11 protein-coding genes are annotated in these 16,049 nt (G+C 65.2%); 5 read left to right on the top strand and 6 right to left on the bottom strand.

Translation table 11 applies throughout. The features are described from left to right. Positions 1 to 25 precede the first annotated feature (25 nt). Together ACIQTZ_RS09355 and ACIQTZ_RS09350 are read left to right on the top strand one after the other, a co-directional pair. Complete coding sequence (locus tag ACIQTZ_RS09355; protein ID WP_402979794.1) at positions 26 to 1,498, top strand: DUF58 domain-containing protein; 1,473 nt, start codon at positions 26 to 28, stop codon at positions 1,496 to 1,498. A 113-nt stretch (positions 1,499 to 1,611) separates the two neighbouring features. Then, a complete protein-coding gene (locus ACIQTZ_RS09350) occupies positions 1,612 to 3,984 on the top strand; it encodes a DUF3488 and DUF4129 domain-containing transglutaminase family protein (RefSeq protein ID WP_402979791.1) in 2,373 nt (790 codons plus the stop codon). Between the two features lie 112 nt (positions 3,985 to 4,096). Here ACIQTZ_RS09350 and ACIQTZ_RS09345 read toward each other — a convergent pair whose 3' ends face one another. Beyond that, positions 4,097 to 5,578: an NAD-dependent succinate-semialdehyde dehydrogenase gene (locus ACIQTZ_RS09345; RefSeq protein ID WP_402979788.1), complete on the bottom strand. Its 1,482-nt coding sequence runs from the start codon at positions 5,576 to 5,578 to the stop codon at positions 4,097 to 4,099. Between the two features lie 162 nt (positions 5,579 to 5,740). Further along, positions 5,741 to 6,631 carry a 16S rRNA (cytidine(1402)-2'-O)-methyltransferase gene (gene rsmI, locus ACIQTZ_RS09340; RefSeq protein WP_400331629.1) on the bottom strand — a complete coding sequence of 297 codons (891 nt, stop codon included), beginning with the start codon at positions 6,629 to 6,631 and terminating at the stop codon, positions 5,741 to 5,743. 156 nt (positions 6,632 to 6,787) lie between these two features. On the opposite strand from rsmI, the gene ACIQTZ_RS09335 reads away from it, so the two are divergent. Further along, positions 6,788 to 8,542: a dolichyl-phosphate-mannose--protein mannosyltransferase gene (locus ACIQTZ_RS09335; protein WP_402980125.1), complete on the top strand. Its 1,755-nt coding sequence runs from the start codon at positions 6,788 to 6,790 to the stop codon at positions 8,540 to 8,542. 82 nt (positions 8,543 to 8,624) lie between these two features. Further along, the gene (locus tag ACIQTZ_RS09330; protein WP_402979785.1) at positions 8,625 to 10,457 is read left to right on the top strand and encodes an AMP-dependent synthetase/ligase; all 1,833 of its coding nucleotides are present in this window, start codon (positions 8,625 to 8,627) and stop codon (positions 10,455 to 10,457) included. A 25-nt stretch (positions 10,458 to 10,482) separates the two neighbouring features. Here the strand turns inward: ACIQTZ_RS09330 and ACIQTZ_RS09325 are convergent, their stop codons facing one another. Together ACIQTZ_RS09325 and ACIQTZ_RS09320 are read right to left on the bottom strand one after the other, a co-directional pair. After that, entirely contained in the window at positions 10,483 to 11,667 is a 1,185-nt protein-coding gene (locus ACIQTZ_RS09325; protein WP_402979782.1) for a TIGR01906 family membrane protein, read from the bottom strand. A gap of 139 nt (positions 11,668 to 11,806) precedes the next feature. Continuing rightward, positions 11,807 to 12,802 carry a stage II sporulation protein M gene (locus ACIQTZ_RS09320; protein WP_402979779.1) on the bottom strand — a complete coding sequence of 332 codons (996 nt, stop codon included), beginning with the start codon at positions 12,800 to 12,802 and terminating at the stop codon, positions 11,807 to 11,809. Positions 12,803 to 12,920: 118 nt separating this feature from the next. On the opposite strand from ACIQTZ_RS09320, the gene ACIQTZ_RS09315 reads away from it, so the two are divergent. Next, positions 12,921 to 13,724 (top strand): RDD family protein, encoded by an 804-nt coding sequence (locus ACIQTZ_RS09315; RefSeq protein WP_400330878.1) that lies wholly within the window; start codon positions 12,921 to 12,923, stop codon positions 13,722 to 13,724. Positions 13,725 to 13,727: 3 nt separating this feature from the next. Here ACIQTZ_RS09315 and ACIQTZ_RS09310 read toward each other — a convergent pair whose 3' ends face one another. Both ACIQTZ_RS09310 and ACIQTZ_RS09305 read right to left on the bottom strand, forming a co-directional pair. Beyond that, complete coding sequence (locus ACIQTZ_RS09310) at positions 13,728 to 14,552, bottom strand: pentapeptide repeat-containing protein (protein WP_402979776.1); 825 nt, start codon at positions 14,550 to 14,552, stop codon at positions 13,728 to 13,730. A 187-nt stretch (positions 14,553 to 14,739) separates the two neighbouring features. Further along, positions 14,740 to 15,960 (bottom strand): Ig-like domain-containing protein, encoded by a 1,221-nt coding sequence (locus ACIQTZ_RS09305; protein ID WP_402979773.1) that lies wholly within the window; start codon positions 15,958 to 15,960, stop codon positions 14,740 to 14,742. Between the last annotated feature and the right edge of the window lie 89 nt (positions 15,961 to 16,049).

The following is a 16,049-nucleotide window of genomic DNA, read 5'->3' as shown; positions in this document are numbered from 1 at the left end:
GACCGGAACCGCAGAGGAGAAGCGCATGGCACTCGTGGACCGGCTCCCCAAGCACTTGTTCACCAACCGCGGGTGGGGACTTCTTGCTGCCGGGATGGCCTCGTTGGCCTGCGCCCAAGTGATGGGCCGGCGCGACCTCCTCACCTTGGCTGTGTTCCTTCTCCTCCTGCCGCTGGTTGCGCTGGCTGGCGTTCGGATCCTCAAACCACGGTTCCAGGTGTACCGGGAGTTCAATCCCTCCACTGTGGAGACCGCAACGGCCACAACCGTCCGCTTGGCGGTGGCCCGCACCTCGTTCGCCACGGGCCACGTGATCATGGAGGAGCAACTGCCGCCACGTTTCGGCGAGCCGCCGGCGTTCCGCTTCCCTGCCCGTTCCGCCTCGGGCGGTACCAGCCGCTATGAGTACCATCTGCGTTCGGGAAAGCGCGGGCAGTTCAGGATTGGCCCGGTCACCGCCGAGTTCAGCGACCCCTTTGGTTTGTCGTTGCGTCACCATTCAATCGACGACGGCGACCTCCTCACCGTGACGCCGGCCGCCGTCGAACTTCCCGCAACGGGCTTGGCCGGGGCGCGCGGCAACGACGGCGTCACCGCCACCCGTATCCGGGCGAATCCGAGCGATGACGACATCATGACGCGCGAGTACCGGCACGGTGACCCCATGCGCAGGGTCCATTGGCCGGCGACAGCACGCCACGGGCAGCTCATGGTACGCCAGGAAGAGTCGGTGACCACTCCGGAAGCAACCATCGTCATGGACCAGAGGTTCACGGCGTTTGCCTCCGGGACCGGGACGGTTTTCGGGAGCCACGACGAAGACTCGGACCTTGTCACGTCGCCCAATTTCGAGTGGGTGGTGACGGCGGCGATGTCCATCAGCGCGCACCTTTCCGAACGGAATTATTCCCTCCGGGTCCTGGATGCCTTTGGCCACCCTGCTTTCGCCCATTCCCGCTCGGCGCCCGACCCGGGAGACGAGGAATTCATCGGATCCGGCGGATTGCATGCCATTGCCGAGAGCCTTGCGGCCATTGAACTCGGCGGTCCCCGGCATCACAGGGCCGAGCACGTCAGGGCGGACGCCAGGCAGAAGGAGCCGACGCGCCAGGACCCACGCCGCGGGACTCCGGGGCCTGAAGCGCCCGGGGCCGAGGGCCTGGACGCAGCCTTCGACGATCGGCTCATGGACAAGCTGGCCGCCCACCGCCTGCGCGGGCCGCTCCTGGCCCTCCTTGGCACGCTGACCGTGGCGGAGGCCAAATCTCTGGCTCCGGCAGCGGCCTACGGAGCCAACGCCTTCGCCCTGATGGTCACGGACCCGGCCCGGAACAACGACGAGGTCCTGGAGATCCTGCGGCAAGGCGGGTGGCGCGCCCTGGCAGTGACAGCCAAGACACCGTTGGCAGCGGCCTGGTCCGGATTCGACGAGGGCGGCATCGTCGCCGCGGCCGGGGCGGCCATGGACGTCAGGCGTGGAGCGGCGGTGCCCCGGTGACGGTGACATCCCGGCCCGACGCCGCTAACACCGGTGACGGTCTCCGGGGCCGGCCGACCGGCCCCCCATCGAAGCGCCAGCGCAAGCCAAGCGCCGGCCTGTACCCCTGGGCCATGGCCGGCGCCATCTCGGCAGGTGTCCTCGGTGCCGCCCTGTCCCTGAACGGCGTGTTCCGTGGTTGGGCCTGGCTCCTGCCCTTGATCACCACCGTGGTGGCTGTTTCCTTGACACTGGCCATCCTGCGCTCGCTCCGCCTCCCACCCCTCGTGTCCACGCTCGGTTCATTTGCCGCCCTGGCCGGCATCCTGAGTTTCACGTTCTGCCGCCCGGACAGCCTGCTGGGCTTCATTCCCACCCCTGGCACGTTCGCGGCCGTGGGACGGCTCATCAAGCGGGCGGGCGAAACGGTGGTGTCGGAGAGTGCTCCGGTGGCCCCCAACGCGGGAATCGTGTTCGTCACCTGCACGTGCCTGGGCCTCCTGGTGATCCTCATCGACGCGCTGGCCGTCCCGCTTTCCATGCCGGCAGCCAGCGGTGTGGGCCTGCTGGCAGTGATGGTGGTTCCCGCCACCATCAAACCGCAAAGCGTGGGGATGCCGGGCTTCATCGGTGCAACCGTCGGCTTCCTGCTCATCCTCGGCTGCAGCCAGTGGTTCGCCCCTGATTCAAGGCTGCAGTCCGGCGCTCCGCGGAGTTCCGGACAGTTCAAACGGTCCCTGGTGACCGGTGTCCTGACGCTCGGATTGGCCTTGGCGGTTCCGCTGGCCATCCCGGGCTTCGACTCGGGGACCTTTCCGCAGGGATCGCGGCTCAGCCCCTGGGGCACATCGAACGGGCTGAATCCCATGATCACCTTGGGCAACAGCCTCCGCAGCCCTACGGGCTCGGGTCGCATCACGTACGCCACCAGTTCCAGCGCACCGCTGTACCTGAGGTCGGTCACGATTGACCATTTCGACGGCGAAACCTGGGCTCCGGACGACCGCACCGCCACGCGCCGCGCCGGGGCGGACAGGATCGAAACCGGGTACGCAGTCCAAGGCGACGTGGTGAATGCCGTGACATCCATCAATGCCGGCCTGTTCACCAGCCCGTACCTTCCAGCTCCGTTCGCACCCGTGTCCGTCAACGGGCTCAACGGACGCTGGACGTGGGACCCCAACACGCTCAGCATCATGAGCACGGAAACCAGCACCCTGGCCCAGCGCTATGTCGTGTTTTCTGCCGCCCCCAAAGTAACGGCCCAGGCCCTCTCCCAAGCCAATGCAGCCCCCCGCTCCATTTCGGACGACTTCCTTCGCATTCCCGGCAACCTTCCGGGGATTGTCCGCGAGACAGCTGACAAGGTGACGGCGTCCTCCGGGAACAACTATGCCAAGGCCCTGGCCATCCAGAAGTTCCTGCGGTCGGGAGAGTTCAGCTATTCTCTCCAGGCCCCGGTGCAGAACGGATATGACGGCAACGGCCTTTCGGTGTTGGCGGACTTCCTTTCCGTCAAAGCCGGCTACTGCGTCCACTTTTCCTCGGCCATGGCAGTCATGGCACGCGTGGAAGGCATCCCGAGCCGTATCGCCGTGGGCTACGCTCCCGGCCGGCTAACGGGCGAGTCGGTGGCCTTGGTGGGCCAGGGGTCGTTCCCCGAATACGAAGTGGATGCGCGAGATGCCCATGCCTGGCCCGAACTGTATTTCGAGGGCCTCGGCTGGGTTCCCTTCGAACCAACTCCTTCCCGTGGTGTTGTTCCCGATTACGCCACTGATTCCTCGGTCACCGGCAACCTGAGCACCAATGCCGATGAGAAGGACGTCCCCACCACACCGGCCACACCGGCACCCACCCCGCTGCCGCTGCCGGGAGCCGAAACCCCTGCCACAGGGCCCGTGGAGAGCAACCCCTTCCCGACCATCGGCCTCCTTGCGGCCGCTGCCGTGGTTCTCGCGGCCTTCCTCGGATCGCCGTGGCTGAGCCGCACCCTGTTGCGGCGTCGTCGCCTGAACCGCAAGCCGCCTCCGGAGGACGAGCGGCCACCCGGGTACGTGGACCCGTCGGCCGCCCATGCCTGGGCGGAGCTCCTGGACCTCTCCGCAGATTTTGGGCTGCCGTCCACCCCGAGCGAAACGCCCAGGCACTTCTCCTCCCGGCTTCGTTCCAGCACCGCCTTGGGTGAGGTGGGCGGGCTCGACGATGCCGCCCACAGCGCCGTCTCGTCGCTGACCTCGGATTTCGAAAGGCAACGCTACGGAAGGCCCTCTGAGGCGAGCAAGGCAGCCGCGGCGAGGATCGCCGTCGTCCGCGAATCGTTGCGGAACAATTCCAGCTGGTGGGTCCGCTTCCGGGCAACCTGGCTGCCGCCGTCGTTGATGCGCCGTTGGTTCCGTGCACTCGGGGCGCCGTTCCGGGCCATGGCGGCCCTCTTCCGGCACCTCGGTTACGGAATCTCGAGGGCGTGGCGTGCCATGCGGGGGCTGCTCCCCCAGCGCCGCTAGGACAGCGAAAGGCCCGGCCCGGAACTTGTGGTTCCGGGCCGGGCCCTTCGTCGGTGCCGCACCATTCTTGTTGCGAGAGCGGTGCATGCGGCTCCTTGGTGGAGAGCAGCCCTTAGTCGGCGTAGGGGTCCGCGATACCTACGTACTGGGTGTAGAGGTACTCTTCGATGCCTTCGGAGCCGCCTTCGCGGCCCAGGCCGGACTGCTTGACGCCACCGAACGGTGCCGCTGCGTTGGAGATCACGCCGGCGTTCAGGCCGAGCATGCCGGTCTCCAGGCGTTCGCTGACGCGCAGGCCGCGGTTGAGGTCCTTGGTGAAGACGTAGGCCACCAGGCCGTATTCGGTGTTGTTGGCAAGGCGGATCGCGTCGTCTTCGGTGGAGAAGGTGACGATCGGGGCTACCGGGCCGAAGATTTCTTCCTGCAGGATGCGGGCGTCTTCGGCGACGTTCTTCAGCACGGTGGGCTGGTAGAAGTAGCCAGGACCGTCGACGGCGGAACCACCGGTGACTGCCTCGGCGCCACCAGCGACAGCGTCGGCAACGAGGGCGTGGACGCCGTCGCGGGCCTTGCCGTCGATCAGCGGGCCAACCTTGGATTCGGGCTCGGTGCCGCGGGCGGTGGTCAGGGAAGCGATCTTCGCGGCGAACTTCTCAGCGAACTCATCAGCGATGGATTCCTGGACGATGAAGCGGTTGGCTGCAGTGCAGGCCTCGCCCATGTTGCGCATCTTCGCGGCGATGGCACCTTCGACGGCCTTGTCCAGGTCCGCGTCCTCGAACACGACGAACGGCGCGTTGCCGCCCAGTTCCATGGACGTGCGCAGGACCTTGTCCGCGGCTTCCCGGATGAGGGCCTGGCCCACCGGCGTGGAGCCGGTGAAGGAGATCTTGCGGAGGCGGTCGTCCTTGATCAGCGGACCGGTCACCGCACCGGCGGTGGAGGTCTGGATAACGTTCAGGACACCTGCCGGGAGGCCGGCTTCCTGCATGACCTGGGCGAACAGCAGGCTGGTCAGCGGGGTCAGGTTGGCCGGCTTGAGGACCATGGTGCAACCGGCGGCTACGGCCGGGGCGATCTTGCGGGTGGCCATGGCCAGCGGGAAGTTCCACGGCGTGATCAGCAGGCAAGGACCAACGGGCTTCTTCTGGACCAGGAGGCGGTTCTTGCCGTCCGGGGCTGCGGAGTAGCGGCCCGAAACACGAACGGCTTCTTCGGAGAACCAGCGCAGGAACTCGGCACCGTAGGTCACTTCGCCGCGGGCTTCGGCCAGGGGCTTGCCCATTTCCAGGGTCATCAGCAGCGCGAAGTCCTCAGCACGCTCAGTGACCAACTCGAAGGCACGGCGCAGGATTTCACCGCGTTCGCGCGGGGCCGTGCGGGCCCAATCAGCCTGCGCGGCAGCGGCAGCATCCAGGGCAGCGGCGCCGTCTTCCGCGCCGGCGTCGGAGATGCTGAGCAGGACCTTGCCCGTGGCCGGGTCCTCAACATCAAAGGTCTTCCCGGATCCCGCCGGACCCCACTGACCGTTGATCAGCAGGCCAGTGGGGACGGAAGCCAGCAGTTCGCTTTCGCGTTCAACCGTGACAGTCATGGCGACTCCTTCGTCTTGGGTGCTTTTGGAGTGTTGCACCACTAGGGTTCCTTGCCAGAAGTGGCTTGAATTACTGCCACGGTACTGCCCGGCCGGAAGGAGTGTCTACGCCTTCGCGCACTGCCCTGCGCCTCCCAATTTGTGCAACTGCACAGGAGCTCGTCAGCGCGCTGCGAGCACCGCCGCGTACAGTTCACGCTTGCTGATGCGGGCATCGTCGGCAACCGCCGCCACGGCTTCCTTCAGGCGGATGCCTTGCGAAACCAGCTCATTGACCGCAGCAACATGGTCCTCCGGCTTGGCAGGCGCCTGTTCAGGTGCACCACCCACCACTACGGCGATCTCGCCACGGACCTCATTGGCCTCGGCCCACTCCAAGAGATCCCGCAACGATCCGCGAATCACTTCTTCGTAGGTCTTGGTCAGTTCCCGGCAGACGGCTCCAGGGCGGTCCGGCCCAAAACGTTCGTGCAGGGCGCGCAGCATGGCTTCCAGGCGGTGGGGGGCTTCGAAAAACACCATGGTGCGGCGCTCGCCAGCCAACTCCCCGAGCCGGGAACTGCGCTCCCCGGATTTGCGGGGCAGGAAGCCCTCGAAGCAGAAACGGTCTGTCGGCAGCCCGGACAACGCCAGGGCGGTCAGCACAGCCGAAGGCCCGGGCACTGCCGTCACCGTCAGCCCGGCCGCGACTGCGCCTTCAACCAGCCGGAACCCGGGGTCGGAGACCGCGGGCATCCCCGCATCGCTGACCATGAGGATGTTCTTGCCCGCGCGGACCTGTTCCAGCAGGTCGCCGGTCTTCGCCACCTCATTGTGTTCGTGGTAGCTGATGACCCTGCCGGTGACCTGGACCCCAAGCGCCTGAACCAAACGATGCAGCCGCCGGGTATCCTCGGCCGCGATGATGTCCGAGGTCCCCAGGAGCTCGATTAAACGGGAGGAAGCGTCGCCCACGTTGCCAATAGGGGTCGCGGCCAGGACGATCCTTCCGATTCCGGAGGTGCCTCCGGGTACCGGCGCTTCGAGCTCGTCGTCGGGAAACTCGTCATCCAAGGGGGCTTCGGCCGGCACACTGCGTTCTTCGTCCACCTGCCAAGCCTAATGCCCGGGACGCCCCGCGAGGCATCCGGCTTCGCATCAAGCATCGAAAGGTAGCATGGGCGGGTGAACCAGTCGCCCGTCCCAGCAACAGCTTCCGGAACTTCCGGAATGCGTTCCTCGCCTGAAGAGACCGAAGAGACAGCACAGGGTGCTGCTGGCGGACAAACGGTAAGTAAACTGACCGCTTGGCAGCCCCCTGGCCGGCGCAGCCCCGGCAATCGTGGACCAAAGCGTGGCTTGGAAGGCCACCGCTGGATTGAGCGTCCGGCTGAGGCGTTCACCGCGGAGGCCTTGCGGTCCCGGTTCATCGGCAGCATCCAGAGTTGGCGGGATTATCCGCCGTCGTTGCGACTGTGGTTCTGGCTGATCCCTACCCTGACGGCCGCGCTCGGGGGCATCCTTCGCTTCTACCGGCTGGACGCACCCCACAGCTTGGTCTTCGATGAGACGTATTACGTCAAGGACGCCTACTCCTACCTGGTGAGCGGCTACGAACGCAGCTGGCCGGCCAAAGCCAACGACTCGTTCAACATCGGCAATCCGGACGTCCTCCTGAACACTCCCGAATACGTGGTGCACCCGCCCGTGGGCAAGTGGATGATCGCCTTCGGCATGTGGCTGTTCGGTTCGGACAACCCCTTCGGCTGGCGGTTCGGGGCTGCCCTGACCGGAACGCTCACGGTCTTCCTGATCTCGCTCATCGCCCTGAAGCTGTTCCGGTCCCACATACTCGGGCTGGTCGCCGGACTCCTCCTCGCCATCGATGGGCACCACCTGGTGTTGTCACGGACCTCCTTGTTGGACATCTTCCTGGCTTTCTGGCTTTTCGCGGCCTTTGGTGCCCTGTTGTTGGACCGCGACGACGGCCGCCGTCGTCTTGCTTCCCGGCTTGCCGCGCAAGCGGCTGCTTCACCCGATGGCCGCCCCTCCCCAGTCCAGCTGCTCTCCGGCCCGTGGCTGGGCATGCGCTGGTGGCGGCTCGTGGCCGGGATCTGCCTGGGGCTTGCCGTCGGAACCAAATGGTCGGCCCTCTTCTTCGTGGTTGCCTTCGGACTCATGACCGTTTTCTGGGACATGAACGCCCGCCGCGTTGCCGGGATCCGGAGCTGGCCCAGCGCCTCCATCATCAAGGACGGCCTCGCGGCGTTCGTCACCATCATTCCCGCCATGTGCGTCACGTACGTCGCCACCTGGACGGGTTGGTTCCTTTCCAAGGACGCCTACTATCGGCAGTGGGCTGCCACCAACCCGGCCCCCGGATGGGACTGGCTGCCCAACTCCGTTCGATCGCTGGCGCACTACCACTTTGAGGCCTACAAGTTCCACCAGGGCCTGTCTTCGGACCACCCCTACGAATCCAGTCCTTGGACGTGGCTCATCATGGGCCGCCCAACATCGTTCTATTACCAGTCGCCCAAACAGGGAACCGCCGGGTGCGTAGTGGAGACCTGTTCCTCGGCTATCCTCCCGGTCGGCAACCCCGTGGTGTGGTGGGGTGGAACCATCGCCCTGGTGATCCTGCTGTTCTGGTGGGCCGGGCGCAGGGACTGGCGGGCCGGTGCCATCCTGGCCGGGGTTGCTGCCGGCTACCTTCCGTGGTTCATGTACCCCGAACGCACCATGTTCATTTTCTACGCGGTGTCCTTTGAACCCTTCCTGGTGCTGGCCTTGACGTACGTACTGGGGTTGGCGCTGGGCCGGAGCAGCGATCCACCCTGGCGGCGCAGATCCGGCCTCTATGTCGTGGCGCTCATCGTGGTGCTGGCCGTCATTGCCACGGCCTTCTTCTACCCGGTGTTGACGGCCGAAGTGATCAGTTACCAGGACTGGCGGATGAGGATGTGGATGCCCTCGTGGATCTAGGCTGATCCATGGAGGCAATTCACCGGGGTCGGGTGGCAAGCCCCCGCAAGTGCGCAGCAAAGGCAAGGAAATGAGGAGGGTCGTGAGGGAAGCAAGCACGGAGCTTCTGGTCGAGGCCGATGAGAACAGCAATGTCACGGACCTCCTGCTGGAACGGTGTTCCAAGGACCCGTTCGGGACGCTCTACGCGCACAAGACCGCCAATGGCTGGTTGAACGTCACTGCTTCCCGCTTCCAGGCCGACGTCAACGCGCTGGCCAAGGGACTGATTGCAGGCGGCCTCAATCCCGGCGATCCCGTAGCCGTCCTCTCCGCTTCAAGCTTTAAGTGGACGCTGGTGGACTTCGCCATCTGGATGGCCGGCGGTGTGACCGTGCCCATCTATGAGACATCCTCCCCCAGCCAGATCGAGTGGATCCTGGTTGACTCCGGTGCCCGCCGGGTCTTCGTGGAGGACGCGGGCAAGGCGAAGGTGGTCCGCGGCGTCGTGGACAAGTCAGCCACCCTGGGCGACGATCCTGTGACCATCATCCGGATGGAGCACGAAGGCGAGGTACCCAACCTGACCAGCCTGGCCGCCGTCGGAAGCGGCATTACGGACACGGAGCTGGAACGGCAACGCAGCGCCGCAACCCTGGCAGACGTCGCATCCATCGTCTATACCTCGGGAACTACGGGCAAACCCAAGGGCTGCGAAATCACGCACGGGAATTTTGTGCTGGTGGCCAGGAACGTCATCCCTTTCCTTCCGCAGCTGCTCATGCAGCAGGATGCGCGTACATTGATGTTCCTGCCGCTGGCCCATGTGTTGGCCCGCGCCGTGCAGGTGGTGTGCCTCTCAGCCGGTGTCACCCTGGGCCACAGTGCCGGCGCCAACGGCCTCATGGCTGACCTCGGCGCGTTCAAGCCCACCTTCCTCCTTGCCGTGCCACGTATCTTCGAGAAGGTGTACGCCGGTGCAGGCCACAAGGCGGCCATGGGCGGCAAGTCGGCGCTCTTCTCGGCCGCTTCGGCCACCGCTGTTGAATATTCGACGGCGGTGGACCTCGCGTCGCGGGGGCAGGGAACGGGGCCAGGTTTGCTCCTGCGGCTGAAGCACGCCGTGTTCAACAGACTGCTGTACCCGAAAGTCCGAGAGGTGTTCGGCGGGGCGGTCGGTTACACCGTCTCCGGTGCCAGCCCTTTGAGCCTTCGGGAAAACCACTTCTTCCACGGCGCGGGCGTTCCCGTCCTGGAAGGCTACGGGCTCACGGAAACCACGGCGCCCTGCACCGTTAACACCCCCACGATGTCCCGCATCGGCACTGTAGGAATTCCCCTGCCCGGCACCACCATCCGTGTGGCCGGCGACGGCGAAGTACTGGTCAAAGGCATCGGAGTGTTCAAGGGATACCACGCCAATCCAGCTGCGACTCAAGAGGCCTTTGTTGACGGGTTCTTCCTCACCGGAGACCTCGGTGAGCTGGACCAGGACGGCTTCCTTACCATCACAGGCCGCAAGAAGGACCTCCTGGTAACTGCCGGCGGGAAGAACGTAGCGCCGGCTCCTTTGGAGGAGAAGCTCCGTGAACACCAACTCGTGGGCCAGGCCGTGGTGGTCGGCGATGGGCGTCCGTTCGTCGCAGCCCTCGTGTCCCTGGACCCTGAGGGGCTCGCCGACTGGTGCGCCGAGAACAAGACCGGAGCCCTGTCCCTCCAGGAAGCCGGTGCTGACGCGCGCGTGCGGGCGGCCGTGCAATCCGCCGTCGACGAGGCCAACAAGCTGGTCTCGGCCGCCGAGTCGATCCGCAAGTTTGACTTCGTCAATGCCGAGCTCAGCATCGAATCTGGCCACCTCACGCCCTCGCTGAAGCTGAAGCGGGCAGCCGTGGTCAACGATTTCTCAGCCTTGGTGGACAGGCTCTACGCGAAGTAAAGCCACCACCTGCAGGGCAATCGGCCTAGCGGCGGACAGCCTCTTCCCCGGATGCCGGCTCTTCTTCCTGTTCCTCGCCACCAGTGTCGGCCACGGGTTCGGTGGCCACACCACGACGCCGGCGGGTTGGCCACGTGAAGATGAACGTCAGCGTCGCGGCCAGGAAGACCAGCCCTCCGATCACGATTCCGGCGTCCGACCAGAACTGTCCCGGGAACAAGCGGATCAGCGTGTCTTCCAATGAGAACGTCCAGGTACCGTTGGCGAAGAAAATCCGGTGGAACTCCGTGAAGAACTGCTGCCAGCTGAGGACGGCCAGTACAGCCAGGCCAATGATGATCACCAGCGTCACGATGGATCCGGCGAACAGCCCCCGGCGCACACCGCCAGCGCTCCGCTTCCGGAGATAAATGATGGCGATGATGCTCAGGATGATGAGCAGCAGGCCGGCACCGAACGAGGACAGCATGACCACTTTGACATCGGCCATATGCGAGACTTCGGAGTCCTTGAACAGTTTGGCGCCGTCCTGGTTGACCAAGCCGCCCAGGTACCGTGGCCCGGCCCAGTTGCTCAGGTAGTCCACGGCGTAGGATCCGTAGGTCATGCGGTCATCGGTGCTGAACCCGTAACCGTCACCGGGGAATCCCGGGCGGTTGTACTCCACCCAAAGGAACAGTGGGCTGGTCACGGCACGTACCGCCAGGACCAGCAGGATCACAGGGTAGAAAACCGCCAGCAGGACCTGGAAAACACGAGGACCGATCGGCTTCACCTTCGCGGCCTGCTCGCGCTCGGCATTCCGCCGCGCCACTTCCTCCTCGGGAGGACGGACTGAAAGGGCCGACGTCGGCAACGGTTCCGAATAGTGCGACGGGCGGCCCGCAACGGTGTCCGCGAAGAGCGGTGGCTCCGGCTCGGCGTCGGCAGCTTCTGCCGCTTTCCGGTCGGCACGGCTCCCGGGCTGGCCGGTGGTGGGCGTCGATGGCTGGCTGGCAGCCGCCGCGGCTGGCTGTTTGCCCGTGGGGGGCTGTTTGCCCGTGGGGGTCGCGGGAGCAGCAGAAGCCTTGGAAGCGGAAGCGGCGGCGGACCCGGCGGCTGGAGACGTTCCACCGGAAGCTTTGGGCTTCATCCAGTCGAAAGCCGGCTCGTCGGGGTCGTCATGGACGTCCGTATCCGGTTCTTGTGGTTTCGGGCTCTTGTCGCTCACAGCGGTTTCACTTCCGTAGGCATCCACCGGCGGTTGGGGACTGCCGGCATTCTTGTCTGCTTTCGAGCCTACAGTCCGCCCATGCACCGAGACAGGAGCCACCCCGCTTGCGGCCGGATTGAAACGTAACTGTAAGGTGCTACGCCGAAATGCCGCGGTAACCGGCGTCGTTGATGTCCAGGTCGCCGGTCTCGCCGGCGCGGGCGGCCCGTCCGCCCAAAAGCAGCGTGTAGACCCAATAGCCGGCAAGGACCAGGGCACCAATGGTGATCTTCGCCCAGACAGGGAGCGGACTCGGTGTCACGAACGCCTCTACGACGCCTGAGACCAGCAGCACCAGGACCAGCCCCAGCGCGACGGTCACCAGCGAACGCCCCTCGTCGGCTACGGCCTGCAAGCGGGTTCGCGGACCTGGCTGGACCATCGCCCAGAAGATCTTCAGTCCGGCGGCACAGGCGATGAAGACTGCGGTGAGTTCCATCAGGCCGTGCGGGAGGATATAGCTGAAGAAGACGTCAAGCTTGCCGGACGCGGCGAACACGCCCGCGGCCACGCCCACTCCCTGGGCATTGAGGAACAGGATCATCGGCACCCAGAATCCGGTCACGCCAAATGCTACGGCCTGGGCGGATATCCAGGCGTTGTTGGTCCACACGGCTCCGGCAAAGGAGGCTGCGGGGTTCTCGGAGTAGTAATTGATGAAGTCGTCCTCGACGTACTGGCGGATGCTCGCATCACTTCCGTACACCGCGCGCAAAGCCTCAGGCGAGGTGCCGATCCACCAGGCGTAGGCGCCGCCAACCAGGACGAAGAAAACCCCGCACCACACGGTGAGCCAGCGGACCCGGTAGAAGGCGGCTGGAAGCGAGATGACGAAGAAGCGGGCCAGGTCCTCCATGACATTGGACCGCGCGCCGGTGAACCGTGTTCGTGCCTGCGCAAGCGCCGCGGACAACGACGACGACAAGGCCGTCTCCGGTGCCACGGAACGAATGAGTGACAGGTGGGCGGACACCGTCTGGTAGAGGCGCAGCAGCTCATCGGCTTCGGTTCCGGAAAGCCGCCGCTTCTGGGCCAGGTACGTCAGCCGTGACCATTTGCCCTGGTTGACGGCTGAGAAGGCATCGATGTCCACGGCACCACCCTAGCCCGTGACGTGGCCCGTTGAGGCAGGAGCGCCGCTAGACTCGGTGAAGTGGGCCCGCTTGGCCCGCCGCAGGAGTGCCTGTCAGCATACTGGACCGGGGGACGGCTTGAGTTCGATCATCACAGGCGAGGCCGTTGTCCTTGAGTTGCGCCCGGCCTCGTTCGCAGCACGTGCGTTGGGACTGATCATCGATGTCATCGCGCACATCCTCCTGCTGATCCTCCTGATCGTCCTCCTGGGAGCTGCCGCCGGCGATGTTGATGAGGCCGCCATGCGGGCCATGATCCTGGCAGCTGTGGTCTTCACTTTCGTCATTGTTCCGGTGACAGTTGAGACCCTCACCCGGGGGCGCTCCCTGGGCAAACTTGCTGCTGGATTGAGGATCGTCCGCGATGACGGCGGCGCCATCCGGTTCAGGCACGCTGTGATCCGGGGCCTGCTCGGATTCCTGGAGATCTACCTGACCTTTGGTGGCCTGGCCATCGGCGTGGCCCTGTTCAACGAGAAGTCAAAGCGACTGGGCGATATTGTTGCCGGAACCTACTCGTTGCGTCTCCGCGTCCCTGCCGAACCGCACATTCTCGCCACGGCCCCTCCGTACCTCCAGGGCTGGGTGGCCATGGCGGACATTGGCCGCGTCCCGGACGCCACGGCCCGCAGAGCCGGAACATTCGTCCAGCACGCATACCGGATGGCCCCCGTTTCGCGGAACAACATGGCGATCGCTTTGGCCTCCGAGTTGTCGCGCTACGTCGCTCCTCCCCCGCCGCCTGGAACCAACCCCGCGGATTACATCGGGGCAGTCCTGGGCGAGCGGAGGAACCGCGAGTTCGTCAGGCTGCGGCAAGCGGAGCAACGCAACATTGCCGTAGGTGAAAGACTGGGAAAGCTTCCGTTCACGGACCGCTGACGTTCACCCCCAATGCCCGGGCCGTTCAAGCCGCGCCGGGATCAGCGTGGCACCGTTCCCTTCCGCGGCGTTGAGCTGCTGCTGGGTCAGGTAGAGGGACAGCGACACATCGGCGTTCTCCAGCCGGGCTCCGCGAAGGTCTGCGCCCAGAAGATCCACGGCCGCGAGGTCGCTCCCCCTGAGGTCCGCCGCGATGAGCACAGCTCCCCGGAGATCGGCGCCGCACAGCCGGCGGCGGCCCAGTTCCGCTCCGGCCAGGTCCGCACCCGGCCGAAGTCCGCCGTCGTACGTTCTGCTCCCTTCAGCGCCGTACGAACCCCGCACTTCCTCACTCACCTCCAGAAGAAGCCTGCGGACCTCGCCGTGGAGGCGTTCGACGTCGGCCCGCACGACGGCGGCCGGGTCACCGCCCGTGATGGCCAGGATGGTCCGCGACAACTGGAGCGCGACGTCCGCGCGTTCAGGGTCGTAGGTGCGTTGCGGCACTTCCTCCAGGTACCAGAGCATCTCATGGAGTTGGCGGACCACTTTGAAGACAGCGAACATGGACATTCGGGCAGAGGGGTCGTCCGTCCAGCTGACGCCGCGGAAGATCTGCTGGGACACCACTTGCCCCGCACCGAAACAATCAAACACGGTGCAGCCGCTGAAGCCGCGCGGGCGCAAACGATCATGGATGGTGCAGCTGAAGTCGCCCGCCATATTGGGGCATGGTGCGGCCGCGGCCTTGTCGATGGCAAAGTCAGCCGAGCGGGCGAAACCCAGGGCTGTGCAGCACAGCGCAAAGCAGTTGCCGCAGTCGGGACGAAAGATGGGTGAAATGGTCACAGGTGCTCCAAAGGGGTGAAAAGGATCCGGGGGCAGGAGCCGGGGAACCCATCAACGGGTTCCCCAACGGGACACCCGGAATCACCACAGAGGGCAGCACGGAAAGAGGGGCCGGGGAATGGCCGGCGCCGAAAGGACTGATCAAAGAGCGCAGGAGATAATCACTGCTTCGATCTTAACAGCAGTACTAGCGCTGCGCGTAGCTCGCCCAGGGAATGTTCCAGTCACCGAAGCCTTCAAGCGGCTCAACCGGCGGAGCTCCGGTGTTCAGGATCTGCACCACATCGCCGGTCTTCATGTTGTTGAAGAACCACGCGGCGTCCTCGGGCAGCAAGCCAACGCAACCGTGGGAAACATTGACCCTTCCAATGGCACCCCAGGCAGCTTCGAGGGCCTGGTGAACATACACTCCGGACCAGGTCAGGCGGTTGGCATACTCCACAACCAGCGGAGGGTAATACCCCTTGTCGCCGGGCTTGAGGCCGATGGTTCCTGCGTTGAAGTTCGAGTGGCGTTCCTGCTCCATGATCACTGCGTAGCCCGTGGGCGAGAGCCAGTCCTCCCCGCCGAGCGAAACGGGGGCAGTGTGTTCCAACTGGCCGTTGATGTACACGTTCATGGTCTTGGTGGTGTCATCCACCACCGCAATGCGCTGGGGTCCGGTGGTGAAGGTGGAAGTGACATTCCCGTTGCCGATCATGCCATTGCCGAAGTCCACCCCCAGCAGCTTCATGTCAACAGTGACAGTACTCCCCGACGCCCAGAAAGCCTCGGGCCGGATGCGGACCTTCTTGTCCGAATACCAGTGCCACGCCACGGGCTGCCCTGAGGATACGGTGATGCCCACCCGCTTCTCCATTGCGGCTTTGTCCAGCACCGGCTCGCTGAAGTTGATCTCGATGGGCTGGCCCGATCCCGCCACCGAACCGTTCCGCGGATAGATGGAAGCATCGGCTTCGTAGGCGGCGGACACCGTGGTGAAGGTCTGGGACTTCTTGGTTTCCTTGCCGGCGGTATCCACTACGGTGAAGGAGTAGTTGTACTGCGTCTTGAACTTCAGGACTTCCAGGGTGGTCCACGTGCTGCCGTCGGCGCTGGTCTTGCCTGGAACGGGCGTGCCACCGCCAACCGGAGCGAGGACCACATCCTTGACCTTGCCGTTGACAGCCTTCACTTGCGGACCAACCACCGGGTTCCACTCAACCGCGCCATCAAGCGGCGTGACCCCCAGTTCCACGGGCTTGGCCTCGGGAGCCGGAGTAGAAGGAGCCGTTCCGGCCTGGTTTTGCGCGGAGCCTGCCAACAGGCCCGGAACGGTTGCAACTCCGATTCCGCCCGCGGCAATGGCAGCGCAGATCCCCACGATGGCAAGGATCTTGCCCGTCTTCCGCTTGGCGACTTCCGTCATGGCCCTGTCTTCCTGTCCCCCGGCAAGCAATACTGAACACCCAATTTTAGCCGAAAGGCCGGCCACGCATGGTGCGCGTCCGGCCTTTC

The organism is Paenarthrobacter sp. NPDC090520 (assembly GCF_044769205.1).
GTDB lineage: Bacteria > Actinomycetota > Actinomycetes > Actinomycetales > Micrococcaceae > Arthrobacter.
The sequence above is the reverse complement of the archived record's forward strand: the minus strand, read 5'-3'. Positions and strand labels throughout refer to the sequence as shown.